Below are 22,573 nucleotides of genomic sequence, written 5' to 3' on the forward strand. Positions count from 1 at the left end.
TCTACGCTCTTTTATCCAACCCGCACGCAAGGAATGTCCCATGGTCAGTAAAACCGAGATCCATGCTCAGCAACAGGAACTGCCCGGCAAGGAAGGTCTGATGCAGCCGCCTGCAGAATTCATCCGCCCGGGGTATCGCGGCAGCGCAAAGCTTGAGGGCAAAATCGCTCTGATTACCGGCGCCGACAGTGGCATTGGCCGCTCGACGGCGATCCATTTCGCGCGTGAAGGCGCCGACGTCGCAGTGATGTACCTCAGTGAAGAGGACGATGCTCTGGAAACGCAGCGCCTGGTGGAAGCCGAAGGTCAGCGCTGCCTGCTGATCGCGGGCGATATCCGCAATGCCGCCTTTTGTCGAGCATCAGTGCAAAAGGTGATCGACCATTTCGGAGGGCTCAACATTCTGGTCAACAACGCAGGAACTCAGCAGGTCAGCACCGATCTGACCGAGCTGAGCGACGAGCAGTGGGAGCAGACCTTCGCGACCAACATGCACGGCATGTTCTACCTGACCAAGGCCGCACTGCCGTATCTGGGCGAAGACGATGCGATTATCAATACCGCCTCGGTGAATGCCTATATCGGCCCCGACTTTCTGGTGGACTATAGTGCCACCAAGGGCGCGATCATCAGCTTTACCCGCTCGCTCTCCAACCAGGTGGTGGGACGCGGCATCCGGGTCAATGCGGTGGCTCCAGGGCCGGTCTGGACGCCGCTGCAGCCAGCGACGCTGGGTGCCCACGACCCGGAAATGCTCGAAGACTTTGGCGCCGAGACGCCCATGGGACGTGCCGCGCAACCATGGGAGCTGGGACCGTGCTATGTTTTTCTAGCGTCGCTGGATGCGGCCTTCATGAGCGGTCAGACGCTGCACCCCAACGGTGGCGTTGTGGTGAACGGCTGAGGCCTGGTGCCTGGCCGGCAGACCGGGAGATGTTCACCGGTTCACGCGGGTCGGCCAGGGCGGCATGAACATTGACGTGCTCTGCCATCATCAATGATGACGGATATCTCACTCCCCTGGGCGAAGGAGGCCCTGACTCATATGCCCGGCATGACACCGAACCCCTTATCGTCTCGTGAAAGCTGGCTCGAGCGCTCGGCGCACCATCACTGGCTCGAGATGGAAGGTCAGCGACTGCTGGCCTTCTATCGCGCCTCGCGCCATCCTGAGTGCGGTTTTGCCGCGCTGGACGAGCAAGGCCGCCTGCCTGACGATGCCCACCCCGATACCATGATCACGGCGCGCATGACCCACTGTTTCGCGCTGGCGGCCATGCGCGGTGAGCCTGGCGCGGCACCGCTGGTCGCCCATGGCGTCGCTGCACTGCGCGGTGACCTGCATGATCACGAACACGGCGGCTGGTATGGCGAGCGCCCGCGTAATGGCGAAACACAGACCAAGCAGGCCTACATCCACGCCTTTGTGGCGCTGGCCGCAGCCAGCGCCTGGCAGTCCGGAGACGAAGACGCCGGCCCGCTGCTGGATGACATCCTTGAGGTGCTCGAGACGCGCTTCTGGGATGAAAGGGAGGGCCGGCTGCGTGAAGGGTTCTCCCGCGACTGGTCCGAGGATGAGGCCTACCGCGGCGGCAACAGCAACATGCACGCGACCGAGGCCTTCCTGCAGCTTGCCGACGTGCTTGATGCGCCCCAATGGCGAGCGCGAGCACTCTCCATTGTCGAAAGGATCATTCACGCTCACGCCCGTCCCAACAACTATCGCGTGGTCGAACATTTCGACAGCCACTGGCAGGAATGGCGTGACTATAACCGCGACAAGCCCGGTGACCCGTTCCGGCCCTATGGCGCCACACCCGGGCACGCCTTTGAATGGTCGCGCCTGATGCTGCACCTGGAAGGCAGCCTTCTGCGCCATGGTGACAGCACACCGGGCTGGCTGATCGAAGACGCCCGCGGCCTGTTTCACAGCGCCACGGAACTGGCCTGGCAGGTCGATGGCGAACCCGGCCTGATCTATACCCATGACTGGGACAACCAGCCGGTCGTCCACGAGCGCATGCACTGGGTAGTGGCCGAGGCGGCATCGACCGCGGCCATGCTGCTCAAACGCACCGGAGACGTCGGCTACGAGCGCTGGTACCGCTGCTTCTGGGACTATATTGATCGCTTCCTGATCGATCGCGAACAGGGCAGCTGGCATCAGGAGCTTGATCGTCACAATCGCCCCTCGAGCACTGTGTGGTCCGGCAAGGCAGATCTCTACCATGCCTATCAGGCCACGCTGCTGCCCCGCCTGCCGGTGGCGCCGACCATGGCGCGCGCCATCGCGGACGGGATGCTCTAGCGTTTTGATCCCCGGCCCTTCGTCTTGAGCCAAAGCTGAAGGCGCCGGGCATCAATGCGGCGGGCATGCGAGGCTGAATCGATCCTCACAACTGTCGATTCAGCCTGCCGGGAGAGTGCCCATGCGTGTTGCGCCGTTTCTGTCGCCCCTTATTGTCCTGATGATGACCCCAGCGGTCATGGCCGAACCGGTACCGACAGGACCGCCCAATGCTCCCTCACAGACACCGGCCTTCGAGCAGCAGACCCGCGCCCCACAGCTTGAAGACAAAACCAGCCTTGAGACGACCACCGTGGCCGACGGGCTTGAACTCCCCTGGGGCCTCGCCTTCCTGCCCGACGGCGATCTGCTGGTGACCGAGCGCCCGGGTCGGCTGCGACGCATCACGCCGGAAGGCGAAGTCTCGGCACCGATCGAAGGGCTTCCCGAGGTGGATGCCCGCGGTCAGGGCGGCCTTCTGGACGTTAGCCTGGCACCGGACTTTGCCGACACTCGCCTCGTCTATCTCAGCTACGCCGAGCCAAGTGGCAACGGCGAAAACGCCACTGCCGTGGCGCGTGGCAGACTCTCCGAGGACAGTACACGCCTGACCGACGTAGAGACCATTTTCCAGCAGCAGCCGGCCTGGGACTCCACCAAACACTTTGGCTCACGGCTCGTCTGGGGCACCGATGGCACGCTCTGGATCACGCTCGGCGAGCGCTCACTGGTCGAGCCGCGCCAGCTGGCCCAGACCCTGGACAACACGATCGGCAAGGTGGTCAGGGTCAATGCCGATGGCTCGGTGCCCGACGGCAACCCCTTCGCAGGGCGCGATGACGCGCGGGGCGAGATCTGGTCGTTGGGTCATCGCAACCTGCAGGGCGCCGCACGACACCCCGACACCGGTGCGCTCTGGACCATTGAACATGGCCCGAAGGGGGGAGATGAACTTAACCGTCCCGAGCCCGGCCTCAACTACGGCTGGCCGGTGATCACCTATGGGGAAGACTATTCCGGCGCGGCCATCGGCCAGGGCATCACCCAAAAGGACAGTTTGGAACAGCCGATCTATTACTGGGACCCGGTCATTGCACCGGGCGACATGACCTTTTACACCGGTGATCAGTTTGATGGCTGGCAGAACAGTCTCGTGATCGCCTCGCTCAAACCCGGCGGGATCGTTCGGCTCACGCTGGACGACAATCGTGTGACCGGGGAAGCACGCTATCTGGAAACCCTCGGCCGGGTACGCGATGTCGCGCAGGGGCCGGACGATGACCTGTGGCTGCTGACCGACCAGCGTGATGGCGCGCTGATTCGCGTTCAGCCACAAAAATAACGCCGGTCAGAGCAAACAACAGCGCCCCGCCATCGGACTGATGGCGGGGCGCTGTCATCTGTGGGGCCTGTGGCTACCCGGGAATCTGCTCCAGCGCGTGGCAGTAGCGCCTGACCGAAGACTGTACGACCTGCCCGGCCCCGGTGGGAATTTCGCTGCCCTTGAAGGCGCAGTAAAGCGCGTCAAACTCAAGCGTTGCCAGGGTCTCGCCCATCGCCTTGACGGTCGCCGCCGGCAGCGGAATATTGTTGGGATAGGACCACATGAACGAGGCCTTGCCATCCGGCGTCACCAGCAGCGTGTCGCCACCCAGCAGCAGTTGCTGCGCCGGATAATGCAGCACGCTGGCCCCGGGGAAGTGACCGCCCAGCCGATAGACGGTCACGCCCGGCAGCACGTCGAGCCGGTCACCGGACCAGAACGACAGCCGATCGGAAGGTCTCATCACCCACTCACGATCATCACCGTGCACATACAGCGGACAGTCAAACACCTCGGCCCAGCGGGCCATGGTGCTGTAGTAGTGCGGATGCGAGATCGCGATGGCGGCAAGCCCGCCCAGCCCCTGAATCAGCTGGCAGGTGGCGTCATCCAGAAGGCTCAAACAGTCCCACAACACGTTACCGTGAGGCGTCTGCAACAAGAGCGCTCGCTGGCCTATACCGAATTTCGGCGTGCTGCGAAGGCTCAAAAGCCCGGACGCGAGCTGCTCGAACGTATTGGCGTGCTGCGCCAGCAGTGCCTCCGGTTTAATCCAGCGCTGACCGCCCGTCGGCACGTACTGACGCTCGTCCTCGCAGATCGGACATCGCTTTGGAGGGTGGTCCAGGGCGTCATACTGTACGCCACAGGTGTCACATAAAAAGCCTTTCTCAAGCATGCCTTTCCTTCCTTGAGCCTGTTATCGCCTTTCAGGAAATACCGTCACATCGCCATTTGATCATGAACGGAGGATCTTTGGGTCATGTCAGCCGTGCGCCCCCTCGACCACCCGGCCTGACAGGGCATTGGCCGCGCAGATCTGGGCCAGGTGGCTGAGCCCCTGAGGGACATTGCCCAGATGCTCACCGGTCGAGGGATCGACCATCTCGGTCAAAAGCCCCAGATTGCCATTGGTGGCCTCGAGCGCTTCATCCATCAACGCACGGGCCTCTTCCTGCTCGCCCAGGGCCGCCAGCGCCTCGACCATCCAGAAGGAGCAGGCGACGAAAGCACCCTCCTCTTCGTGAGCGCCTGAGTAGCGATAGATCAACGCGCCACGTCCCAGCTCCTGACGGATGGCGCGATAGGTCGAGAGCATGCGCTCGCGATTGACCTCGGCACCAAAGCGATAGGTCAGGCACAGAGCGGCGTCCAGCCCCTCCACACCCTCGTGGAACACGTAAGCTCCGCGCGCCTCGGACCAGCAGTGCGTCTCGACCCATTCGGCAATGCGGTCTCTTTCCCGCTCCCAGCGCTTTTTCCAGGTCGGTTCGATGTGCCCCTGCTCCGCCAGCTGTACGGCATTGGTCAGTGCCAGCCAGCAGTTCATCTTGGAGTGCGTGTAGTGATGATAGTCACCGGGCAGCTCCCAGATGCCGGCGTCACGCACGCGCCAGCGATCGGCGCACTGATTGGCCAGATCCCCCAGTAGTCGGGCGGTATTGAGGTCGATGATGTGACCGGCATCGATGAACAGCGTCGCCGTGGCCAGAAGATCGCCATACATGCCCAGCTGGATCTGATCGCGGGCGTTGTTGCCCACCCGCACCGGCTGTGAATGCTTGTAGCCGGTGAGCGCCGGATAGGTCTCGGCCGGAATCAGCTCGCCCTGTAGCGTGTAGCACACGCGCATGTCGGGGCCGTGACGACGGATGGTCCGGGTCAGCCAGGAAAAGGCGGCCTGGGACTCCTCGATCGCCCCGGCATGCACAAACGCCTTGATCACCAGGCAGGCATCACGCACCCAGGCATAGCGATAGTCATAGTTCTTGTCGCCGCCGAGGCGCTCCGGCAGAGAGGTGGTCGCTGCGGCGGCAATCGCCCCGCTGGGCGAATAGAGCAGAAACTTGAGCGCCAGCGCCGAGCGATGGACCCACTCGGGATACTCGCCGTCGAAATCGAGCTTTTCGACCCAGTCACGCCAGGCAAAATCACTGACCTCGATGCGCTCGTCGATGCTCTCGATGGAAGGCACGGCCAGCGGCTGACCTTCGGTGGCCAGCAGCGCCACCATCGAACGCTGCCCTTCACGGCTCACAAGGGTAGCCCTGGCATACCGGTCACAGCACTCATTGATCTCGACATCGTCCGAGCAGCGCAGCATCGCCATCAGATGGCCAATGTTGTAGATCCGCCCGATGGCCGTCTCCTGCAGCCATGGACTGACGGTTTCGGTATGGGTGCCGGCATGAAAGCAGATATCGAAGGTCACCTCGCCTTCAAGACCTTCCACGCGACGCGCCAGCTCGCACCAGGGCAGACGCCCGGCCGTGTTGCTGTTGATAGACTCGGTGATCCGGGCCTTCCCGTCACGGGTGATGAAGGTGGTCTCAAGCACGTTGCTGTTATTACGATAGTGCCGCTCGACGCGATAGTCACCACGCGGGGTGAGCGAGAAGTAACCGCCCACTTCGGGTTCAAGCAGGCGATCAAACAGCGGGGGAGAGTCCATGCTCGGCGCACACCACCAGTCGATGGCGCCATCCAGCGCAATCAAGGCCACGGAGCGTCCTTCACCAATGGCGGCATAATCGCCCAGTGGTGCAAACCCCTCTTCCCGAGCAGGATTGGCAACCTGTCTTTTGGTCATCGATAACTTCCCTGTGAAATGAAGTGAAGCGGACGGAATCCCTGCGCCGGCAATAAGCGCGACAGGCCCGGACTGGCCGTCCTGCGGCACCGGTGGCTAAGGGTCAGGCCACCGGTGCCGCGAAAATAGATGCAGATTAATCCTTAAAGGTGGACGCGACAGCGCCATCGCGCCACTGTCGCCCCACGACCACCGCCCCAAAAAGCCTCGGCCTGGTGGTCAACGATCCCTACAGTACCGGCCCCTGACGCACTATGCTTGTCGGCATGCCCGACCGGCATTACTCCGGCGTCTCTCACAGGATGACAGTGGACTTCGCATGATCTTTCTTCTTTATCTCGCACTTGGCATCGTGGCCGGCATTCTGGCGGGGCTGTTTGGCGTCGGGGGCGGCCTGATCATCGTCCCGGTGCTCATCTACAGCTTTACCCTGCAGGGCGTCGACCCGGAGGTCATGACGCATCTGGCCGTGGGGACCTCACTGGCCACCATTGTGTTTACCTCACTCAACTCGATTCATGGCCATCACCGCATGGGCGCAACACGCTGGCCACTGGTGGGCTGGATGAGCATCGGCATCGTGGGCGGCTGTGCGCTGGGGGCGCTGACCGCCTCCTGGATTCCGGGCAACGATTTACAGACGGTGATCGGCGTGTTTGCCATCGCCATGGCAATCCAGATTGCCTTCAACCTGCGCCCGAAAGGCGGCGGCACCGACTATCGGCCACCCGGCAAACCATGGCTGATCGGTGGCGGTACGATCATTGGCTGGGCCTCGGCCATCTTTGGCATCGGCGGTGGCTCGCTGACCGTCCCCTTTCTTTTGTGGCGCAATCTGCCGGCCCAGCAGGCGGTGGGCACCTCGGCCGCCTGTGGTCTGCCGATTGCCATTGCCGGCGCGCTGTCCTTCATGTGGTTTGGTCATGGTCATGATGACCTGCCCGCCTGGAGCATTGGCTATGTCTATCTACCGGGCATGGTGGGCATTGCCCTGACCAGCATGGTGTCAGCACGGATCGGCGTGCGGCTGGCACATCGGCTATCCCCCACACTCCTGAAGCGCCTCTTTGCCGCGCTGCTGCTGGTGATCGGCCTTAATTTCCTGATATAGCCGGGATCATCGTCCATCGTCCGATGCCGACTTTCGTCGGATGACAAGTTGTGAAACTATCAGGGGGTGGGCGTCCCCTTCGGGGCGCCCTGACACCCAACCAAGAACAACGAGTCATGACCATGTCACAGGATCTTTCCCGGAACCCATCGGCGCGCCCACCAAAGAAACGTTCGTTTCAGATTCCGCATATTTACGCCATTCTTTTCATCTTTATTCTTCTGGCGGGCCTGGCCACCTGGCTGATTCCGGCCGGCGCCTACGATACCGTGCCCGGCCCCAACGGCCGCACCACCATTGATGCCGCATCCTTTCACTGGGTCACGCCCAGCCCTGCCGGACCGACCGAACTGCTGCTGGCCATTCCACGCGGGCTGCTTGGTGCCGGTGAAGTGGTGTTTTTCACGCTCTTGATCGGCGGCATGTTTGCGGTGCTGCGCCGTACCGGCATCATCGAACTGGGGGTCGATCACCTGACCCGTCATTTCGCCGGTCGCAGCCTGTGGGTGATTCCGGTTCTGATGGTGCTGTTTGGCGTACTGGCCACCATCATCGGTACCCAGGAGCTGTCACTGGTCTATGTGCCGGTGATTCTGCCGCTTCTGATCGCCCTGCGCTTTGACTCCATCACCGCCGCCGCCATTGCCCTTTGCGCCACCACGGCAGGGTTTGCTGCCGGCGTTATCAACCCGATCAACACCGGCCTGGCCCAGCAGCTTTCAAGCCTGCCGCTCTACTCGGGGTTTGGTCTGCGCCTGATCGCGCTGGTGGCCATGCTGGCCGTGGCCATCTTCTGGGTGATTCGCTACGCCCGGGGGGTGCGGGACAACCCCGAGGCCAGCCTGGTCCACGACGAAGCCGATGAGCAGCAAAAACGCGCGCGCTACCAGCACGCCCTCAACGAGGTCACGGCCCCCGCTAGCGGGCGTCAAAAGCTCTGCATTGTGGTCACGCTCGCCCTGTTCGGCGTGCTGGTATACGGCGTGCTCGGACGCGGCTGGTTCATGTCGGAAATGGCCGGGCTCTTTATTGTCATGGGCGTTGCCGCCGGTCTGGTCGCCGGGCTGAAGATCGACGAGATCTGCGAGGGCTTCAACGAGGGCTTTCGGGACGTGCTGATGGGCGCCATGATTGCCGGCATCGCCCGCGCCGTCGCCGTGGTACTCGAAGATGGCCAGGTACTCGACACCATGGTCCATGGGCTGGGGCATCTGGTTGGCGGACTGCCCACGGCACTGTCGGCACTGGGCATGTATCTGGCCCAGCTCGGCTTCAACTTCGTGGTGCCCTCGGGCAGCGGCCAGGCGCTGGTGACCATGCCGATCATGGCGCCGCTGGCCGATGTGGTGGGTGTGACCCGTCAGACCGCCGTGCTGGCCTATCAGCTCGGCGATGGCATCGGCAATATTCTCTATCCCACCTCGGGCTACTTCATGGCCACGCTCGCGCTGGCGGGCGTGCCCTGGCAAAAATGGGTGCGCTTTTTCCTGCCGCTGTTCGGTCTCTGGGTACTGGTTGCGATTGTGCTTTTGATTGTCGCCCAGGCCAGCGGCTGGCACGGCTGATGCCGACTCGGCTCAAGCCCTGAGCCGTCAGGCTCCTGTGGCATCAAAAAAGGCGACCTCCGGGGTCGCCTTTTTAATGATGTAGCGCAGGGCGGCATGTCAGAAACGGAACTGGCGCCGAGTCAACTTCGGCGACGGGCGCGGGCCATGCGCTGTGCCTCGGCATGGACTTCCGACAATACCTCCTGCACATAGTGGATATGACGCTGAGCGACCTCGCGTGCCGCCTCGGGCTGTCGACTTATGACCGCCTCAAACAGCTCAAGATGCTGGCTCGAGAGGATCTCGCGGGTTTCGACACGCTGGGCATACATCCCGCCGATATTGGTCACCACGTTACGCTTGAGCAGATCAAAAAGCCCACGAATCGTATGCAACAGCACGCCGTTATGGCTGGCCTCGGCAATCGCCAGATGAAACCCCGCATCCGCTGCCCCCTCTTCAGCCTGCGTGGTCGGCCCCACGTTCTGATAGCAGTGCTGTAGCCGATCAAAGGCGGCCTGCAGTCGCTCACGATCCGGTTCCGTGGCGCGCTGTGCGGCATAAAACGCACAGGCCCCTTCCAGCGTATGCCGGAACTCAAGGAGATCCCGCTGGGCGTCGGGGCTATTTTCCAGCAACAGCAGCAACGGGTCACCAAAGGTTGCCCCCAGCGAAGGCGTCACGTAAGTGCCACCACCCTGTCGGCTGCTGAGCAGCCCGTTGGCCGTCAGGCGCTGAATGGCCTCACGCAATGAGGGCCTGGAAACGCCGAACTGTTCGGCCAGCGCCCGTTCTGCCGGCAATCGTTCGCCCGGCTTGAGGGTGCCCTCGAGAATCATCGACTGTAGCTGCTCGACAATGCCATCCGCCAGCCTGCGATGGCGAACCTGACCGACTTCCATACCCTTTCTCCAATTGGTATTACCAATTTTATATTAAGCACTATTTCACAATGAAACGACAAGCATCATGAACCAAAGTAGCAACCGGGTTTCATTGACCCTCTAATTGAAAGCCCCTTACTCTCCACTGCCTGCGCATCAGCACAGGTTAAATTGGTAATACCAATTATCTGACAAGCCCAACAAGAAATGGAGCAATGCTCATGACTCGTCAGCCTGCCGTGATATTTCTGCCCCATCCTGCTCTTGACCACATGGAGGGATGAACATGACACCCGGTCTGCTTGCCCTGCTCGCCATTGCGCCCATTATCGTTGCCGGCATACTGCTGATCGGCCTGCGCTGGCCCGCCAGCCGCGCCATGCCGGTGGTCTATCTGCTCAGCGTGCTGATTGCCCTGTCTGGCTGGAGCATGAGCTTCGAGCGCGTGCTCGCGTCCACGCTGCAGGGGCTGATCATCACCATTGGCGTGCTCTGGATCATTTTCGGCGCCATCCTGCTGCTTAACACGCTGCAGCACTCGGGCGCGATCAGGGCGATTCATGCCGGCTTTACCACCATCAGCCCGGATCGTCGCGTACAGGCCATCATCATTGCCTGGCTGTTTGGCAGCTTCATCGAAGGCGCCTCCGGCTTTGGGACCACGGCCGCCATTGCCGCACCGCTGCTGGTCGCCATGGGCTTTCCTGCCATGGCGGCCGTGCTGATGGGCATGCTGGTACAGAGCACCCCGGTCTCCTTTGGCGCCGTGGGCACCCCCATTGTCATTGGCGTTACGACCGGGCTGGACAGCGTGACCCTGACCGATCAACTCATCGCGCGCGGCTCAAGCTGGGAGCTCTTTTTACAGCAGATCACCAACGGTACCGCGATCACCCACGCCATTGTCGGCACCATCATGCCGCTGATCATGGTGTTGATGCTGACGCGCTTTTTCGGCGAAAAGAAAAGCTGGAAGGCCGGCTTCGAGATTCTGCCCTTTGCGCTGTTTGCAGGGCTGGCGCTGACCCTCCCCTACCTTGTGACCGGCATTTTCCTCGGGCCGGAATTCCCCTCCCTGCTGGGCGGTCTGGTGGGTCTGGTCATCGTCGTGACCGCCGCTCGCCTGCGCTTTCTGACGCCTAAAACGGTCTGGGACTTTGCCGAGCCCAAAGAATGGCCGGCCGAATGGATGGGCACGCTACAGGTCAGAATCGACGATCTCACCACCCGCCCCATGAGCCAGTGGCTGGCCTGGCTGCCCTACGTGCTGGTGGGCGCCCTGCTGGTGATCAGCCGCGTTTTCCCGGAAGTGACGGCGGCGCTTAAATCGCTGAGCTTTGGCATGACCAACATCCTGAATGAGGAAGGCATCAGCGCCAGCGTCGAGCCGCTGTTTCTGCCCGGCGGTATTCTTGTGTTCGTGGCACTTCTCACCGTGGGGCTTCATCGCATGCGCCTGCGCGCACTCGGCGCGGCGGCCAGCGAGTCCGGTCAGGTGCTGCTCAAGGCAGGCTTTGTGCTGCTGTTTACCGTGCCCATGGTGCGCATCCTGATCAACTCAGGGATCAATGCCGCCGACCTTCCGAGCATGCCGATTGCGATGGCGCGCTACGTGGCCGACAGCGTCGGCGGTATCTATCCCCTGATGGCGCCAACCGTTGGCGCGATGGGGGCGTTTCTGGCCGGTTCCAACACCGTCAGCAACATGATGTTCAGCCAGTTCCAGTTCGGCGTGGCCGAAACGCTGGGCATCTCCGGCGCCTTTATCGTCTCCATTCAGGCCGTGGGCGCGGCGGCCGGCAACATGATCGCCATCCACAACATCGTGGCGGCCTCGGCCACGGTCGGATTGATCGGACGGGAAGGCATTACCCTTCGCAAGACGATCTGGCCCACCCTCTACTACGTGCTGTTGACCGGCATTATCGGCCTTGTGGCCTGCTACGCGCTCGGCGTCAGGGACCCGCTCATGGGCGGTTAGCGCCTGCGATTCCACCATATTCAAAGTCATCCTTACGGATTCAGGGTCCAACATGATCATTTCAGCCTCTACCGATTACCGCGCAGCCGCCAGACGGCGGCTGCCGCCCTTTCTGTTTCACTATCTCGACGGCGGCGCCTACGCCGAGTACACCATGCGGCGCAACGTGGAGGATCTTGGCAGCGTTGCCCTGCGTCAGCGCGTGTTGAGAAACATGTCCGAGCTGAGCCTTGAAACGGAGCTTTTCGGTGAGCGCCTAGCGATGCCGGTGGCGCTGGCGCCGGTCGGGCTGTGCGGCATGTATGCCCGCCGCGGTGAAGTCCAGGCCGCCACGGCCGCAGCAGAAAAGGGCATTCCCTTTACCCTGTCGACCGTCTCGGTGTGCTCGATCGAGGAAGTCACCGCCGAGCTGTCCCGCCCCATGTGGTTTCAGCTCTATGTACTCAAGGACCGGGGGTTCATGAAAAATGCCCTGGAGCGGGCCTGGGCGGCAGGCGTTCGCACGCTGGTCTTTACCGTGGACATGCCAACGCCCGGGGCCCGCTATCGTGACGCGCACTCCGGCATGAGCGGCAAACACGCCGCCCTTCGTCGCATGTGGCAGGCGTGTACCCATCCGCTCTGGGCCTGGGATGTCGGTCTGCACGGCCGCCCGCACGATCTGGGCAACATCTCCGCCTACCGAGGTCATCCGACGGGACTTGAAGATTATATTGGCTGGCTGGCCAAAAACTTCGATCCCTCCATTTCCTGGCAGGATCTGGAGTGGATTCGCGATTTCTGGCAAGGCCCCATGATCATCAAGGGTATTCTCGATCCGGAAGATGCCCGGGATGCCGTGCGCTTTGGCGCCGATGGCATTGTCGTCTCCAACCACGGCGGGCGACAGCTTGACGGCGTGCTTTCAAGCGCTCGTGCGTTGCCGGAGATCGCCAGTGCGGTCAAGGGAGAGCTCAAGATCCTTGCCGACTCGGGAATTCGCAATGGTCTTGATGTGGTCCGCATGATTGCGCTGGGCGCAGATACGGTGCTGCTGGGCCGCGCCTTTGTCCATGCGCTGGCAACCCACGGCCGGGCCGGCGTGGTGAACCTGCTGGAACTGATCGAAAAGGAGATGCGTGTGGCCATGACGCTGACGGGGGCCAGCACCATCAGTAACATCACAAGTGATGTTCTGGTGCCGCAGTCCGGCTCGGTCATCGACTAGTCCACTCATGGACTGTCATTAAAAAGGCGACCTCCGGGGTCGCCTTTTTTTGATGGCTCGTGACGCAATTATTCGGCAAAGCGACGCTCGGTCTGCCATCCCTTGTTGGTCAGGACCATCATGGCGCGCTTGTGATGGGTGTCTTCAAGACCTTCCAGACCGCCCTTGTAGGCCTTTTGCAGGCTGTCATCCTCGGCCCAGTCGGGCAGGTCATCGATCCGGTAGCTGTAGCGAACGTGGGAGACGGTGTAGCCGCCGTCGATGGCCTGGGCCGGCGTGAAGCTGTCGATGCCTTCGACGCGCACCTTGCCAAAGCAGAAGCCGCCCTGCTCGAGCCCCTGCTCGCGGGCATAGAGCTTACGGCCTTCATCGGTGAGCTTGTAGCGCTGGCGTCCATCGCTCATGGCTTCACGCTCGAGCAGCCCGGCTTTCGCGAGCGCATCGGCGCGCTTGACGCGGTCAGCAAGCTCCGGATGTTCGCTGACAGCGCGCTTGTCGACCACAAACGGCAACCGCGGTGCGGGCGCCTCCAGACAGACCGCCGGCCCCATGTTGCCGATATCGTCCTGCAGTGCCGAACGGAAGTTACCTTCGCTGGCTTCCTGATGATCACCACAGGCACTCAAAAGGGCTGCCAGCGGCAAGAGTGCCAGCACGCGATATGACGTCATCACCATGACTCCTGATCAAACTTGAATTCGGTAGGCCTGCCCGAAAGCGTAGCCCCTTTATCGCTGTCCTGCGGTCAGAGCGGCAAATGGCAGGACGAAAAAATGCCCGCCGAAGGGCGGGCATTATCATCACTCACGGGCTCGAAAAATCAAAGTCCGGCACGAAAGGCCGCAATTGACCGAATATCCTCGGGCGTGGTGCGACAGCAGCCGCCGATCAGACGTGCGCCGCGCGCGTACCACTGCGCAGCCTGCTCACCAAAACCGGCGCCGTGGGCGACATCACAGCCGCCCTGCCAGGTCTTGCTGGTCGCGTCATAGGTTTCGCCCGAGTTGGGATAAACGATTAGCGGCTTGTCGGTCACGGCCGACATCTGCTCAAGCAGCGACGGGATGTGTTCGAGTGCGGTGCAGTTAACGCCGAGTGCGGCCACCTGCGGCTGGTCATTGAGCCAGCGGGCACATTCGGCGATCGGCGTGCCTTCACTGATGTGCTCGCCGTCACGGGCGGTAAAGGTGATCCAGGCGCTCATGTCGGGAAATTCCCGCAGCACCGTGACCAGGGCTTTCGCTTCGACGAGCGAGGGCAGGGTTTCACAGGCCAGTACGTCAGCACCAGCCGCCGCCAGGGCGGCCAGGCGGGCACGATGAAAGGCCACCAGCCCGGCCTCATCGATATCATAGTGGCCACGGTACTCCGAGCCGTCGGCCAGGTACGCCCCATAGGGGCCGACCGAGGCCGCCACCAGCGGCCTTGGCCGCCCTTCGTGACCGCCCTCATTCCAGAAATCATCACGTGCCTCGGCCGCCAGGCTGACCGAACGCGTGATCAGCTCAAGCGCCTCGGCCTCGCTCATGCCGCGAGCCATATAACCCTCAATGGTGGCCTGATAGCTTGACGTGATGGCGATATCGGCACCGGCGCGGAAGTAATCAAGATGCACCTGGCGGATCAGGTCGGGGGTTTCTGCCAGCACGCGTGCCGACCAGAGGCTGTCGTTAAGGTCACAGCCGCGCGCTTCAAGTTCAGTGGCCAGCGCCCCGTCAACGATCAGCAGCGGGTGATCGAGCAGGGCCCGGGCAATGGGATCAGGCGTCGTGGTCATGAGGTCTCCTTCACGGCAGAGGAATCGGCCCCGCCCTTGCGGCGCGGGTCGGTGAGATAAAAGGCCAGATAGCACACCGCAATAAAGGGGATACCGCAGTAGAGCGCGATGCGCTGAGTGGGGTCAAAGGCGATGCCAATAAAGCAGAGCAGGCAGGCGATAAAGGCGCTCAGCGGCACCCAGGGGTAAAAGGGCGCACGATAGCCGAGCGTGGCCGGGTCCCCACCGCCGCGCACGAACTGGCGACGAAAGCATAGCTGGCTGACGGCGATGCTCATCCAGACGGCCACCACGGCAAAGCCGGAAATCGACACCAGCACCAGATAGAGCGTATCAGCCGCAAAGACGCTGGAAAGCAGGGCCAAAAGCCCGCCCAGCATGCTGAACAGCAGCGCATTGAGCGGAATGCCGCCACGAGTGACGCGGGCAAACATCGAGGGCAGGGTGCGCTGCTCACCCAGTGACCAAAGCATGCGCGAGGCGGCATACAGCCCCGAGTTGGCCGCCGACAGCAGCGCGGTGATGATTACGAAGTTCATGATGTCAGCGGCATGGGGAATGCCTGTCATGGCAAAGACCGTGACGAACGGGCTTTCGACCAGCCCGGCCTGCTCGCGCGGCAGCATCGCAGCAATCACCACGATGGTGCCGACAAAAAAGACCACCAGCCGCCAGAGCGTGGCGCGAATGGCGCGCGGCACGTTCTTTTCCGGGTCCTCGGTTTCCCCTGCCGCAATGCCGATCAGCTCGGTGCCGGAGAACGCAAAGCTCACCGCCAGCATGGTGACCAGAATCGGCATGACGCCGGTAGGAAAGAAGCCTTCGCGGGTGAGGTTGTGAAACATCGGGGCCGGCTGACCTTCCGGCCCGGCGAGACCGAAAATCGCCGCAGCGCCGACGATGATGAAAATCACCACGGTGGCGACCTTGATCAGTGAGAGCCAGAATTCGGTCTCGGCAAAGATCTTTGGCGTGAAGGCGTTGGTCAGGAAGACAATCAGCGCAAAGAGCGCACTCCAGATCCAGATCGGCACGTCCGGAAACCACTTCGCCATCAAAAGGCCCGAGGCGGTGAACTCCGAGCCCAGCGCCACCGTCCAGGTCAGCCAGTAGAGCCAGGCGACCGTATAGCCGGTGCCGGGGCCGATATAGCGAGTGGCGTGGGCGCTGAAGGCACCGGTTTCGGGCATGTGCACGGACAGTTCGCCCAGACACATCATCACCAGATAGACCACTACCCCGCCGATCAGGTAGGCAAGAATCGCCCCCATGGGGCCGGCCTGATTGACGGTATAACCCGAGCTCAGAAAAAGCCCGGTACCGATCACACCGCCCAGTGACAGCATCACCAGGTGGCGCGACTGCATGCTGCGCTTGAAATCGCGGGACGTGCCGCGGGGCTCCGGAATCTCCGGGCCATCAGATGAGGTGTTGCTCATGACGCTCTGCTGCCGGTTGCCATAAAAAAACGCCTTTCAATAAATAAAAGGCATAAGAAGGCGGCATTATACGACCCATGGGCGTGGCGTCACCCATTGCATCGAATATCCATTCTCGTAATGTTTCACGTGAAACACTGATCCATCGACGTGGGTTCGCCCGGCAATATCTCAATCAGGCCTTTTTAACGAACTCCGATTTCAGCTTCATGGCGCCGATGCCATCGATTTTGCAGTCGATGTCATGGTCACCCTCCACCAGACGAATGTTTTTGACCCGTGTGCCAACCTTGACCACCAATGAGGAACCCTTGACCTTGAGGTCCTTGATCACCGTGACCGTGTCGCCATCGACCAGCGTATTCCCGTTGGCATCGCGAACGCTGCTGCCTTCCTCGAGGGGAGACGTGTCACCGGCCTGCGCCCACTCGTGCCCGCACATGGGGCAGACGAACATGGCACCGTCCTCGTAGGTGTAATCGGCCTCGCAGGCGGGACAGCCGGGCATAGCAGACATGAGTATTATCCTGTCGTTGAGAGAAGAGCGTGGCCCGAACAGACAGGCCGTGAGGGCGCCATGGTACCCGCTTTCAGCACGATGTGACGGCGAGGTTGTTGACGGCGCGCCTTGATGTGTAAACGAGGTTAATGAATTCCCTCTTTGGCAAAAAGTGCACCCATGGTTTATAGATAATTGTTTTTATTGAATTTTTTATAAAACCCCGGCATTATCGCGGCTCACTGAGACCGGCTCGTTCCGGTCGGATCATTTCCTGACGACAAGCGGTTGCGACCGCCCGGTATTTCATGCGCCCAGCTGCCCTTGCCTTTCTTGCCCTTGCCATGTCCACCGATGCCTTTGCGGCCGCCCTTGGCAAGGGAGCCGGGAACGCTCGCCCGAAGTTTCAGGAGGCTCTGCGTACCGGCCTGCTGTTTGGCACCATCGAAGGCATTACTCCGGTCATCGGCTGGGGGCTGGGACTTGCCGCCGCCCAGATGATTTCCCAATGGGACCACTGGATCGCCTTTACCCTGCTGCTGGGGCTTGGCGCGCGCATGGTGTATGCCGGCATGACCCAGGACAGTGACGCCCCGGCCACCTCGACACGCCAGTCGCTGGGCATGCTGATGCTGACCGCGCTGGCCACCAGCATCGATGCTCTGGTGATCGGCATCAGTCTGGCCTTCGTCGACGTCAATATTGCCCTGGCGGCGCTGGCGATCGGAGTGACCACCATGGTGATGGTGACCACGGGCATGATGCTTGGCCGGGTGCTTGGCAGCGTGATCGGTCAGCGCGCCGAAATTGTCGGCGGCGTGCTGCTCATGGGGCTCGGCGGCGCCATTTTATATGAGCACCTCTATGCTCCGATGCCCCTTCAGGCACTGCTGTAGCATCGCCTGAACGCTTATCCTGCGCTATAACGTAACGTAACGTTGCGGTATCAGCCGTGATTGCCCCGGCTGCAGGAGCGCCCTTGTTGTCATGATCAATACCACGCCCCCACCCGAGACCCATCCGCTCGTGCCGCTGGAGGACGTTGATGTCCCGGCCTGGCCCGAGCGTGCCGCGCTCAAGATGGCCGCACTACGCATCCGCACGCTGCTGACGCGCAGCGACCAGCGCCCCTTTATCGCCGAAGACCGCCTTGATGACTCCGTCGATGTGTTCAGTGACATGGCCACGCCGGCATTTTGTGCCCCGCTGCTGGCCGAGCTCGACGAGACGCTGGCATCGTGGGCGACCAACCCGGCCCCAAAGCAGTGGATCAAACCCCTGGTGCTGCCGCCGTGCGATGAACAGGATCTACTGTCGCACTGGGCGCAGCGTCATCATCACGAGGTGCTGGCCCCGCCCACACGCGACGCCCTGCTGATCGAAACGCCCGAACTGGCGCTGGATCTCTCCGGTGACGGTGTGCTGGTCATTCCACGGCTGGAGGCATGGTTTTTGCGTCACCGCTGCGGGCTGGGCCTGATCCGCAAGCTTTTAACTACGCTGGCCGGACTCAAGCGCCACTGCGTGATCGGCTGCAACAGCTGGGCCTGGGCATTTTTGTGCAAGGCCGTTGATGTGCATTTGATCCTGCCCGAACCGCTGACCTTTGAGCCCTTTGATGAGCCGCGCCTGCGCCGCTGGCTGGCCGACATTGCCAGACAGCAGACCGAGGAAGGCACCCGCTTTCGCCTGAGCCGCAACGGCAAGAATATCTTTGCCCTCAATCGCAAGGGCCAGCCACGTCTGGAGTACTTCGAAACCCTGGCCGCCCGCAGCCGCGGCATCGCCTGGGTCGCCTGGCACCTCTGGCAGCGCAGCCTTAAAAAGGCCAGCGATGACGCCGACAACGACTTGAGCGAAAACGACCAGCAAACGCTCTGGGTGGTCGCGCTCGAGGAGTTTTCACTGCCCGGCAGTGACGATACCCAAGCCCTGCTGATCCTGCAGGCGCTATTGATTCACGGCAGTCTCAGCGCCGGCGAGCTCGAGCGCGTGCTACCCGACCCCGGCTTTCAGGGCATGCATCATGCGCTGCATCGTGCGGGCTTCATCGGTGAACGGGACGGATGCTACTACTGTCGGGCAAGTGCCTACCCCGCCATTCGCGATGGGCTGGCCACGGCAGGCTTTCCACTCGACGGGTATTGATCCGGCCCCACCTTTCAAGGAGCTTTCATGGCACAGCAGGCATCGTCCTCCCCTGAAGCCGCCAGCATGATTCGAAGCATCGGCGACATCGACTTTGTCACCATCGCCCTGATCATTCTGGGCACCTGGCTTGCCATTACGCTGGTCAAGCGCACCCTGCCCTGGGTCGCCGAGCGTGGCCCCAATCGGCTGCGGCTGTGGCTTCTGGGGGCGGTACCGATCTTTCGCCTGGCAGCCACGGCGCTGGCCGTGATCTGGATCATACCGATGGTGGTCAAGGTCACCGTGGAGAATTTCCTGGTGATTGCCGGCGCGGTCGGTGTGGCCTTCGGCTTTGCCTTCAAGGACTACATCAGCAGTCTGATTGCCGGGATTGTTGCCCAGTTTGAAACGCCCTGGCGGGCCGGCGACTGGGTAAAGATTGGCAGCGACTACGGTGAAGTGCGCTCGGTCGGCATGCGCGCCATCACGCTTCGCACCCTGCACGATGACATCATCACGGTGCCGAACCTGAAGCTCTGGGACAACAACATTGCCAACTCCAACGACGGCGAGCGCACGCTGATGTGTGTGGCCGATTTCTATATCGCGCCCCCCTTCGATGCCCAGCGCATGCGCGCCGCCCTGCGCGATGTCGCCCTCACCAGCGCCTGGCTGTGCTACGACAAGCCGATCATCGTCTTTGTCGAGCAGGCAAAGGTCGGCACACACATCGAACTGCGCTGCTATCCGTTCGAGATGCGCGACCAGGGGCATTTCATCAGCGACCTGACCGTGCGCGGCAAGGAAGCGATTCAGGCGCTGGGCGCCACGGAAGTGTCCGCACCGGCGGCGGCAGGTTGATACCATGATGCCGAGACAGACCCTGAACCATCAGCGCGTGTTTAATATCAACCGCACAAAAGGAGCCATCGGTGTCGACACTGAGCTGGGAAGAGTTTTCGAAAGTGGAGCTGCGCGTCGGGCGCATTACGCATGCCGAGGTTTTTGAAAAGGCGCGTCGGTTGGCCTATGTACTGCAGGTGGATTTCGGCCCCGAGATCGGCATGCGCAAGTCCAGCGCGCAGATCACCGAACTGTATGACCCGGCAACGCTCGTGGGGCGTCTGGTGGTCGCGGTGACCAACTTCCCGCCCAAGCAGATCGGCCCGATCATGTCGGAGTGTCTGGTGACCGGCTTTCACAACGAAGACGGTGCGGTGGCGCTGTGCGTGCCGGATCAGGATGTGCCGCTGGGTACCCGATTGATGTAGAACGGCCATGTATTGTTCTCTTTTCGCTCCGCACCAGGCGCTGGCCGACCCCCTGCTGGCCCGTCTGCCTGATGACGCTGATGGCGCTCACGATCTGGCCCATCTGGTACGGGTGTGGCGCAACGTGCAGCGCATTGCCGCCGAGGAAGGCGGCGACCGCGAACTGCTGCTGGCTGCCACCGTGCTTCATGACGGTGTCCACGTGGCCAAAAACGATTCACGTCGTTCACAGGCCTCAAGACTGGCCGCCGAGCAGGCCAGGAAAATTCTCTCAAGCCTTGGCTGGCAGACTTCCCGTATTGATATGGTTGCGCACGCCATTGAGGCCCACAGCTTCTCGGCGCGAATCGCGCCACAAACCCTGGAGGCCCGGGTACTGCAGGACGCCGACCGGCTTGATGCGCTGGGCGCATTGGGCGTGGCGCGCTGTTTCTACACGGCCGGGCAGATGGGCAATGCGCTCTATGACCCGTTCGACCCGCAGGCCCATGAGCGAGCACTGGATGATCAACGTTTCACGCTGGATCACTTCAAAACCAAGCTTTTGACGCTCAGGGAGGGATTTCAGACCGCCACCGGCCAACAGCTGGCGGCGCAGCGTCATGCACGGCTTCTGGCCTTTCGGGAGGCCCTGCTGGAAGAGATCGGCGAGGCGCCGGTCCGGTGACGGCGCTTTTATTCGGGCGCGGCCGGTTCGAACAGCGGCGCCATCTCCGGGGTGAAGTGCGCCACGTTGATACGTAGTGCCGCCTCTCGCCGATTGCCGACGGTAAACACCGAGCCCGGCAGCAACAGCACATCGTGACCGGCCAGCCGGCGAATGAAGGCGTCCATGTCAGCGATGCCCGGGTGGCGGGCCCAGAGAAACATGCCGCCGTCAGGAATGATGTCGAACGTCCAGCCACGGGCGCGCAACAGCTGCTGGGTCAGCGCCTGCTGCGCCATGAGATCGCGCTGCACCTTGCGCATGTGACGCAGATACGAGCCATCGGAGAGGATCGTGTTGACGAAGCGCTCGCAAAATCCCGGCACCGACACCGATGTCAGAAGCTTGAGCTGCAAAAGCGGCTCGATCATCTCCGCGCAGCAGGCGATATAGCCGATGCGCAGTGACGAGGAGAGCGATTTGGAGAAGCTGCCGATGTAGATGACGTGATCCAGATCATCCAGGTCGGCAAAGCTCTGGTGATTGCCGCTGGCGAAGTCGCCGTAGACATCGTCCTCGATGATCAGAAAGTCATGGGCGATCGCCAGACGCAGGATGTCAAAGGCGTTGCGCGCCGAGAGGCTGCCACCGGTCGGATTATGAAAGGTGCTGTTGCAGACCAGCGCCCGCACTCGGCGCCGGCTCAGAACCTCGGTGATAAAGGCCGTATCCGGCCCGGTCGCGGTACGCGGCACGCCAATGACTTCCCCACCGCCGAGTGCAATCAGCTTGTTGAGGTTGCCATTGCCGGGCTCATCGACCAGCACCACATCACCAGAGCGAATCAACAATCGAATGACCAGATCCAGCGCCTGAGTGGCGCCCAGCGTGGTGATGATCTGGGTCGGCGGCACGCTGGCGCGGGTCTTGCTCTGCAGGTGGCGGGCCAGCTGCTGACGCAGCGGCCGGTAGCCCTGAATGTCGCCGTATTCCACCAGCGCCCGCTGCTCCAGACGGGCCGTCCGACGGATCGCGCGGGCCAGCAGCTCGGTATTGCGCCACTCGGTGGGCAACCAGCCGCCGCTGAGCTTGATGGCTTCAGGACCACTTTGCAGCAGTGCAAACAGCGGGTCGGACGGCTGCATCGGCATCGCCGAGCCGGCCGTTTCACGGGCAGCCAGATCAGCCAGCGTATCGGCCCGGCGTCCGGCGCTGCGGCCTGCATCCAGAGAAGCCGTTACGAAATAGCCGCGACCCTGCTGCGCTTCAATCAGCCCTTCGGCGGCCAGCCGGTCATAGGCGCTGATAATGGCGTGATGGCTCGCACCGCTGTCGACACTCTGATGGCGAATGGAGGGCAGGCGCTGGCCGGCAGCCCATTCGCCCGCCAGCAGGCGTTCACGCATCTGCCGATAAAACGTGTTGCTGTTCATGTGGCCGCTCTGCCCCCCGTTTCCTGATGCCCCTGCCCTTGCACACCCATCTCTGCAAACTCGTCTTTGAACGCCCTGTCGATTCAGTAGCCGGGTACAAGAAATGTCGTCAGATCGCATCAGGAACATGCCTTTTATCGGCTTTTCAGCAATTTATCACTGTTTGTTAAAACACTCTAACAGTTCGCTGAAAATCTTATCGACTGTTTGCTCGGTGGCCTTCAAAAC

At 62.0% G+C, this 22,573-nt stretch carries 20 protein-coding genes; 12 read left to right on the plus strand and 8 right to left on the minus strand.

Annotated features, from left to right (window positions below):
- Positions 1-40 precede the first annotated feature (40 nt).
- The 3 genes from B9H00_RS08475 to B9H00_RS08485 all read left to right on the plus strand — a co-directional run bounded on the left by B9H00_RS08475 (position 41) and on the right by B9H00_RS08485 (position 3,629).
- Positions 41-904, plus strand: coding sequence for an SDR family oxidoreductase (locus tag B9H00_RS08475; protein WP_086900295.1), 864 nt, complete (start codon positions 41-43; stop codon positions 902-904).
- 141 nt (positions 905-1,045) lie between these two features.
- A complete protein-coding gene (locus B9H00_RS08480) occupies positions 1,046-2,308 on the plus strand; it encodes a D-mannose isomerase (protein ID WP_211329598.1) in 1,263 nt (420 codons plus the stop codon).
- 121 nt (positions 2,309-2,429) lie between these two features.
- On the plus strand, positions 2,430-3,629 hold the full coding sequence (locus tag B9H00_RS08485; protein ID WP_086900296.1) for a PQQ-dependent sugar dehydrogenase: 1,200 nt from the start codon (positions 2,430-2,432) through the stop codon (positions 3,627-3,629).
- A gap of 73 nt (positions 3,630-3,702) precedes the next feature.
- Here B9H00_RS08485 and B9H00_RS08490 read toward each other — a convergent pair whose 3' ends face one another.
- Together B9H00_RS08490 and B9H00_RS08495 are read right to left on the minus strand one after the other, a co-directional pair.
- Positions 3,703-4,509: an MBL fold metallo-hydrolase gene (locus tag B9H00_RS08490; RefSeq protein ID WP_086900297.1), complete on the minus strand. Its 807-nt coding sequence runs from the start codon at positions 4,507-4,509 to the stop codon at positions 3,703-3,705.
- An 87-nt stretch (positions 4,510-4,596) separates the two neighbouring features.
- Complete coding sequence (locus B9H00_RS08495) at positions 4,597-6,420, minus strand: glycoside hydrolase family 15 protein (protein WP_086900298.1); 1,824 nt, start codon at positions 6,418-6,420, stop codon at positions 4,597-4,599.
- 319 nt (positions 6,421-6,739) lie between these two features.
- Between B9H00_RS08495 and B9H00_RS08500 the strand changes: the two genes are divergently transcribed.
- Both B9H00_RS08500 and B9H00_RS08505 read left to right on the plus strand, forming a co-directional pair.
- Positions 6,740-7,531, plus strand: coding sequence for a sulfite exporter TauE/SafE family protein (locus B9H00_RS08500; RefSeq protein ID WP_086900299.1), 792 nt, complete (start codon positions 6,740-6,742; stop codon positions 7,529-7,531).
- A gap of 122 nt (positions 7,532-7,653) precedes the next feature.
- A complete protein-coding gene (locus B9H00_RS08505; protein WP_086901786.1) occupies positions 7,654-9,096 on the plus strand; it encodes a YfcC family protein in 1,443 nt (480 codons plus the stop codon).
- A 122-nt stretch (positions 9,097-9,218) separates the two neighbouring features.
- Here the strand turns inward: B9H00_RS08505 and B9H00_RS08510 are convergent, their stop codons facing one another.
- Positions 9,219-9,980 (minus strand): GntR family transcriptional regulator, encoded by a 762-nt coding sequence (locus B9H00_RS08510; RefSeq protein WP_086900300.1) that lies wholly within the window; start codon positions 9,978-9,980, stop codon positions 9,219-9,221.
- Between the two features lie 268 nt (positions 9,981-10,248).
- Here B9H00_RS08510 and B9H00_RS08515 point away from each other — a divergent pair, with 268 nt between their 5' ends.
- Both B9H00_RS08515 and lldD read left to right on the plus strand, forming a co-directional pair.
- Positions 10,249-11,943 carry an L-lactate permease gene (locus B9H00_RS08515; protein ID WP_086901787.1) on the plus strand — a complete coding sequence of 565 codons (1,695 nt, stop codon included), beginning with the start codon at positions 10,249-10,251 and terminating at the stop codon, positions 11,941-11,943.
- A gap of 52 nt (positions 11,944-11,995) precedes the next feature.
- Entirely contained in the window at positions 11,996-13,150 is a 1,155-nt protein-coding gene (gene lldD / locus B9H00_RS08520) for an FMN-dependent L-lactate dehydrogenase LldD (protein WP_086900301.1), read from the plus strand.
- A gap of 68 nt (positions 13,151-13,218) precedes the next feature.
- Here lldD and B9H00_RS08525 read toward each other — a convergent pair whose 3' ends face one another.
- The 4 genes from B9H00_RS08525 to B9H00_RS08540 all read right to left on the minus strand — a co-directional run bounded on the left by B9H00_RS08525 (position 13,219) and on the right by B9H00_RS08540 (position 16,883).
- On the minus strand, positions 13,219-13,821 hold the full coding sequence (locus tag B9H00_RS08525) for a helix-turn-helix domain-containing protein (RefSeq protein ID WP_086621328.1): 603 nt from the start codon (positions 13,819-13,821) through the stop codon (positions 13,219-13,221).
- 149 nt (positions 13,822-13,970) lie between these two features.
- A complete protein-coding gene (gene mmuM / locus B9H00_RS08530) occupies positions 13,971-14,927 on the minus strand; it encodes a homocysteine S-methyltransferase (protein WP_086900302.1) in 957 nt (318 codons plus the stop codon).
- Positions 14,924-16,366 carry an amino acid permease gene (locus B9H00_RS08535; protein ID WP_211329597.1) on the minus strand — a complete coding sequence of 481 codons (1,443 nt, stop codon included), beginning with the start codon at positions 16,364-16,366 and terminating at the stop codon, positions 14,924-14,926. The genes mmuM and B9H00_RS08535 overlap by 4 nt, the downstream gene beginning before the upstream one ends.
- Positions 16,367-16,541: 175 nt before the next feature.
- Positions 16,542-16,883, minus strand: a complete 342-nt coding sequence (locus tag B9H00_RS08540; protein ID WP_086900303.1) for a zinc ribbon domain-containing protein YjdM — start codon at positions 16,881-16,883, stop codon at positions 16,542-16,544.
- A gap of 290 nt (positions 16,884-17,173) precedes the next feature.
- Between B9H00_RS08540 and B9H00_RS08545 the strand changes: the two genes are divergently transcribed.
- The 5 genes from B9H00_RS08545 to B9H00_RS08565 all read left to right on the plus strand — a co-directional run bounded on the left by B9H00_RS08545 (position 17,174) and on the right by B9H00_RS08565 (position 20,933).
- Entirely contained in the window at positions 17,174-17,761 is a 588-nt protein-coding gene (locus tag B9H00_RS08545; RefSeq protein WP_086900304.1) for a manganese efflux pump MntP, read from the plus strand.
- 91 nt (positions 17,762-17,852) lie between these two features.
- On the plus strand, positions 17,853-19,013 hold the full coding sequence (locus tag B9H00_RS08550) for a hypothetical protein (protein ID WP_086900305.1): 1,161 nt from the start codon (positions 17,853-17,855) through the stop codon (positions 19,011-19,013).
- Between the two features lie 27 nt (positions 19,014-19,040).
- On the plus strand, positions 19,041-19,856 hold the full coding sequence (locus B9H00_RS08555) for a mechanosensitive ion channel family protein (protein ID WP_086900306.1): 816 nt from the start codon (positions 19,041-19,043) through the stop codon (positions 19,854-19,856).
- Positions 19,857-19,927: 71 nt separating this feature from the next.
- On the plus strand, positions 19,928-20,266 hold the full coding sequence (locus tag B9H00_RS08560) for a tRNA-binding protein (RefSeq protein WP_086900307.1): 339 nt from the start codon (positions 19,928-19,930) through the stop codon (positions 20,264-20,266).
- Positions 20,267-20,273: 7 nt separating this feature from the next.
- Positions 20,274-20,933 carry an HD domain-containing protein gene (locus B9H00_RS08565; protein WP_086900308.1) on the plus strand — a complete coding sequence of 220 codons (660 nt, stop codon included), beginning with the start codon at positions 20,274-20,276 and terminating at the stop codon, positions 20,931-20,933.
- An 8-nt stretch (positions 20,934-20,941) separates the two neighbouring features.
- On the opposite strand, the gene B9H00_RS08570 is transcribed toward B9H00_RS08565, so the two are convergent.
- Positions 20,942-22,345, minus strand: coding sequence for an aminotransferase-like domain-containing protein (locus B9H00_RS08570; RefSeq protein WP_086900309.1), 1,404 nt, complete (start codon positions 22,343-22,345; stop codon positions 20,942-20,944).
- Between the last annotated feature and the right edge of the window lie 228 nt (positions 22,346-22,573).

Source organism: Kushneria marisflavi (genome assembly GCF_002157205.1).
Classification (GTDB): Bacteria; Pseudomonadota; Gammaproteobacteria; order Pseudomonadales; family Halomonadaceae; genus Kushneria; species Kushneria marisflavi.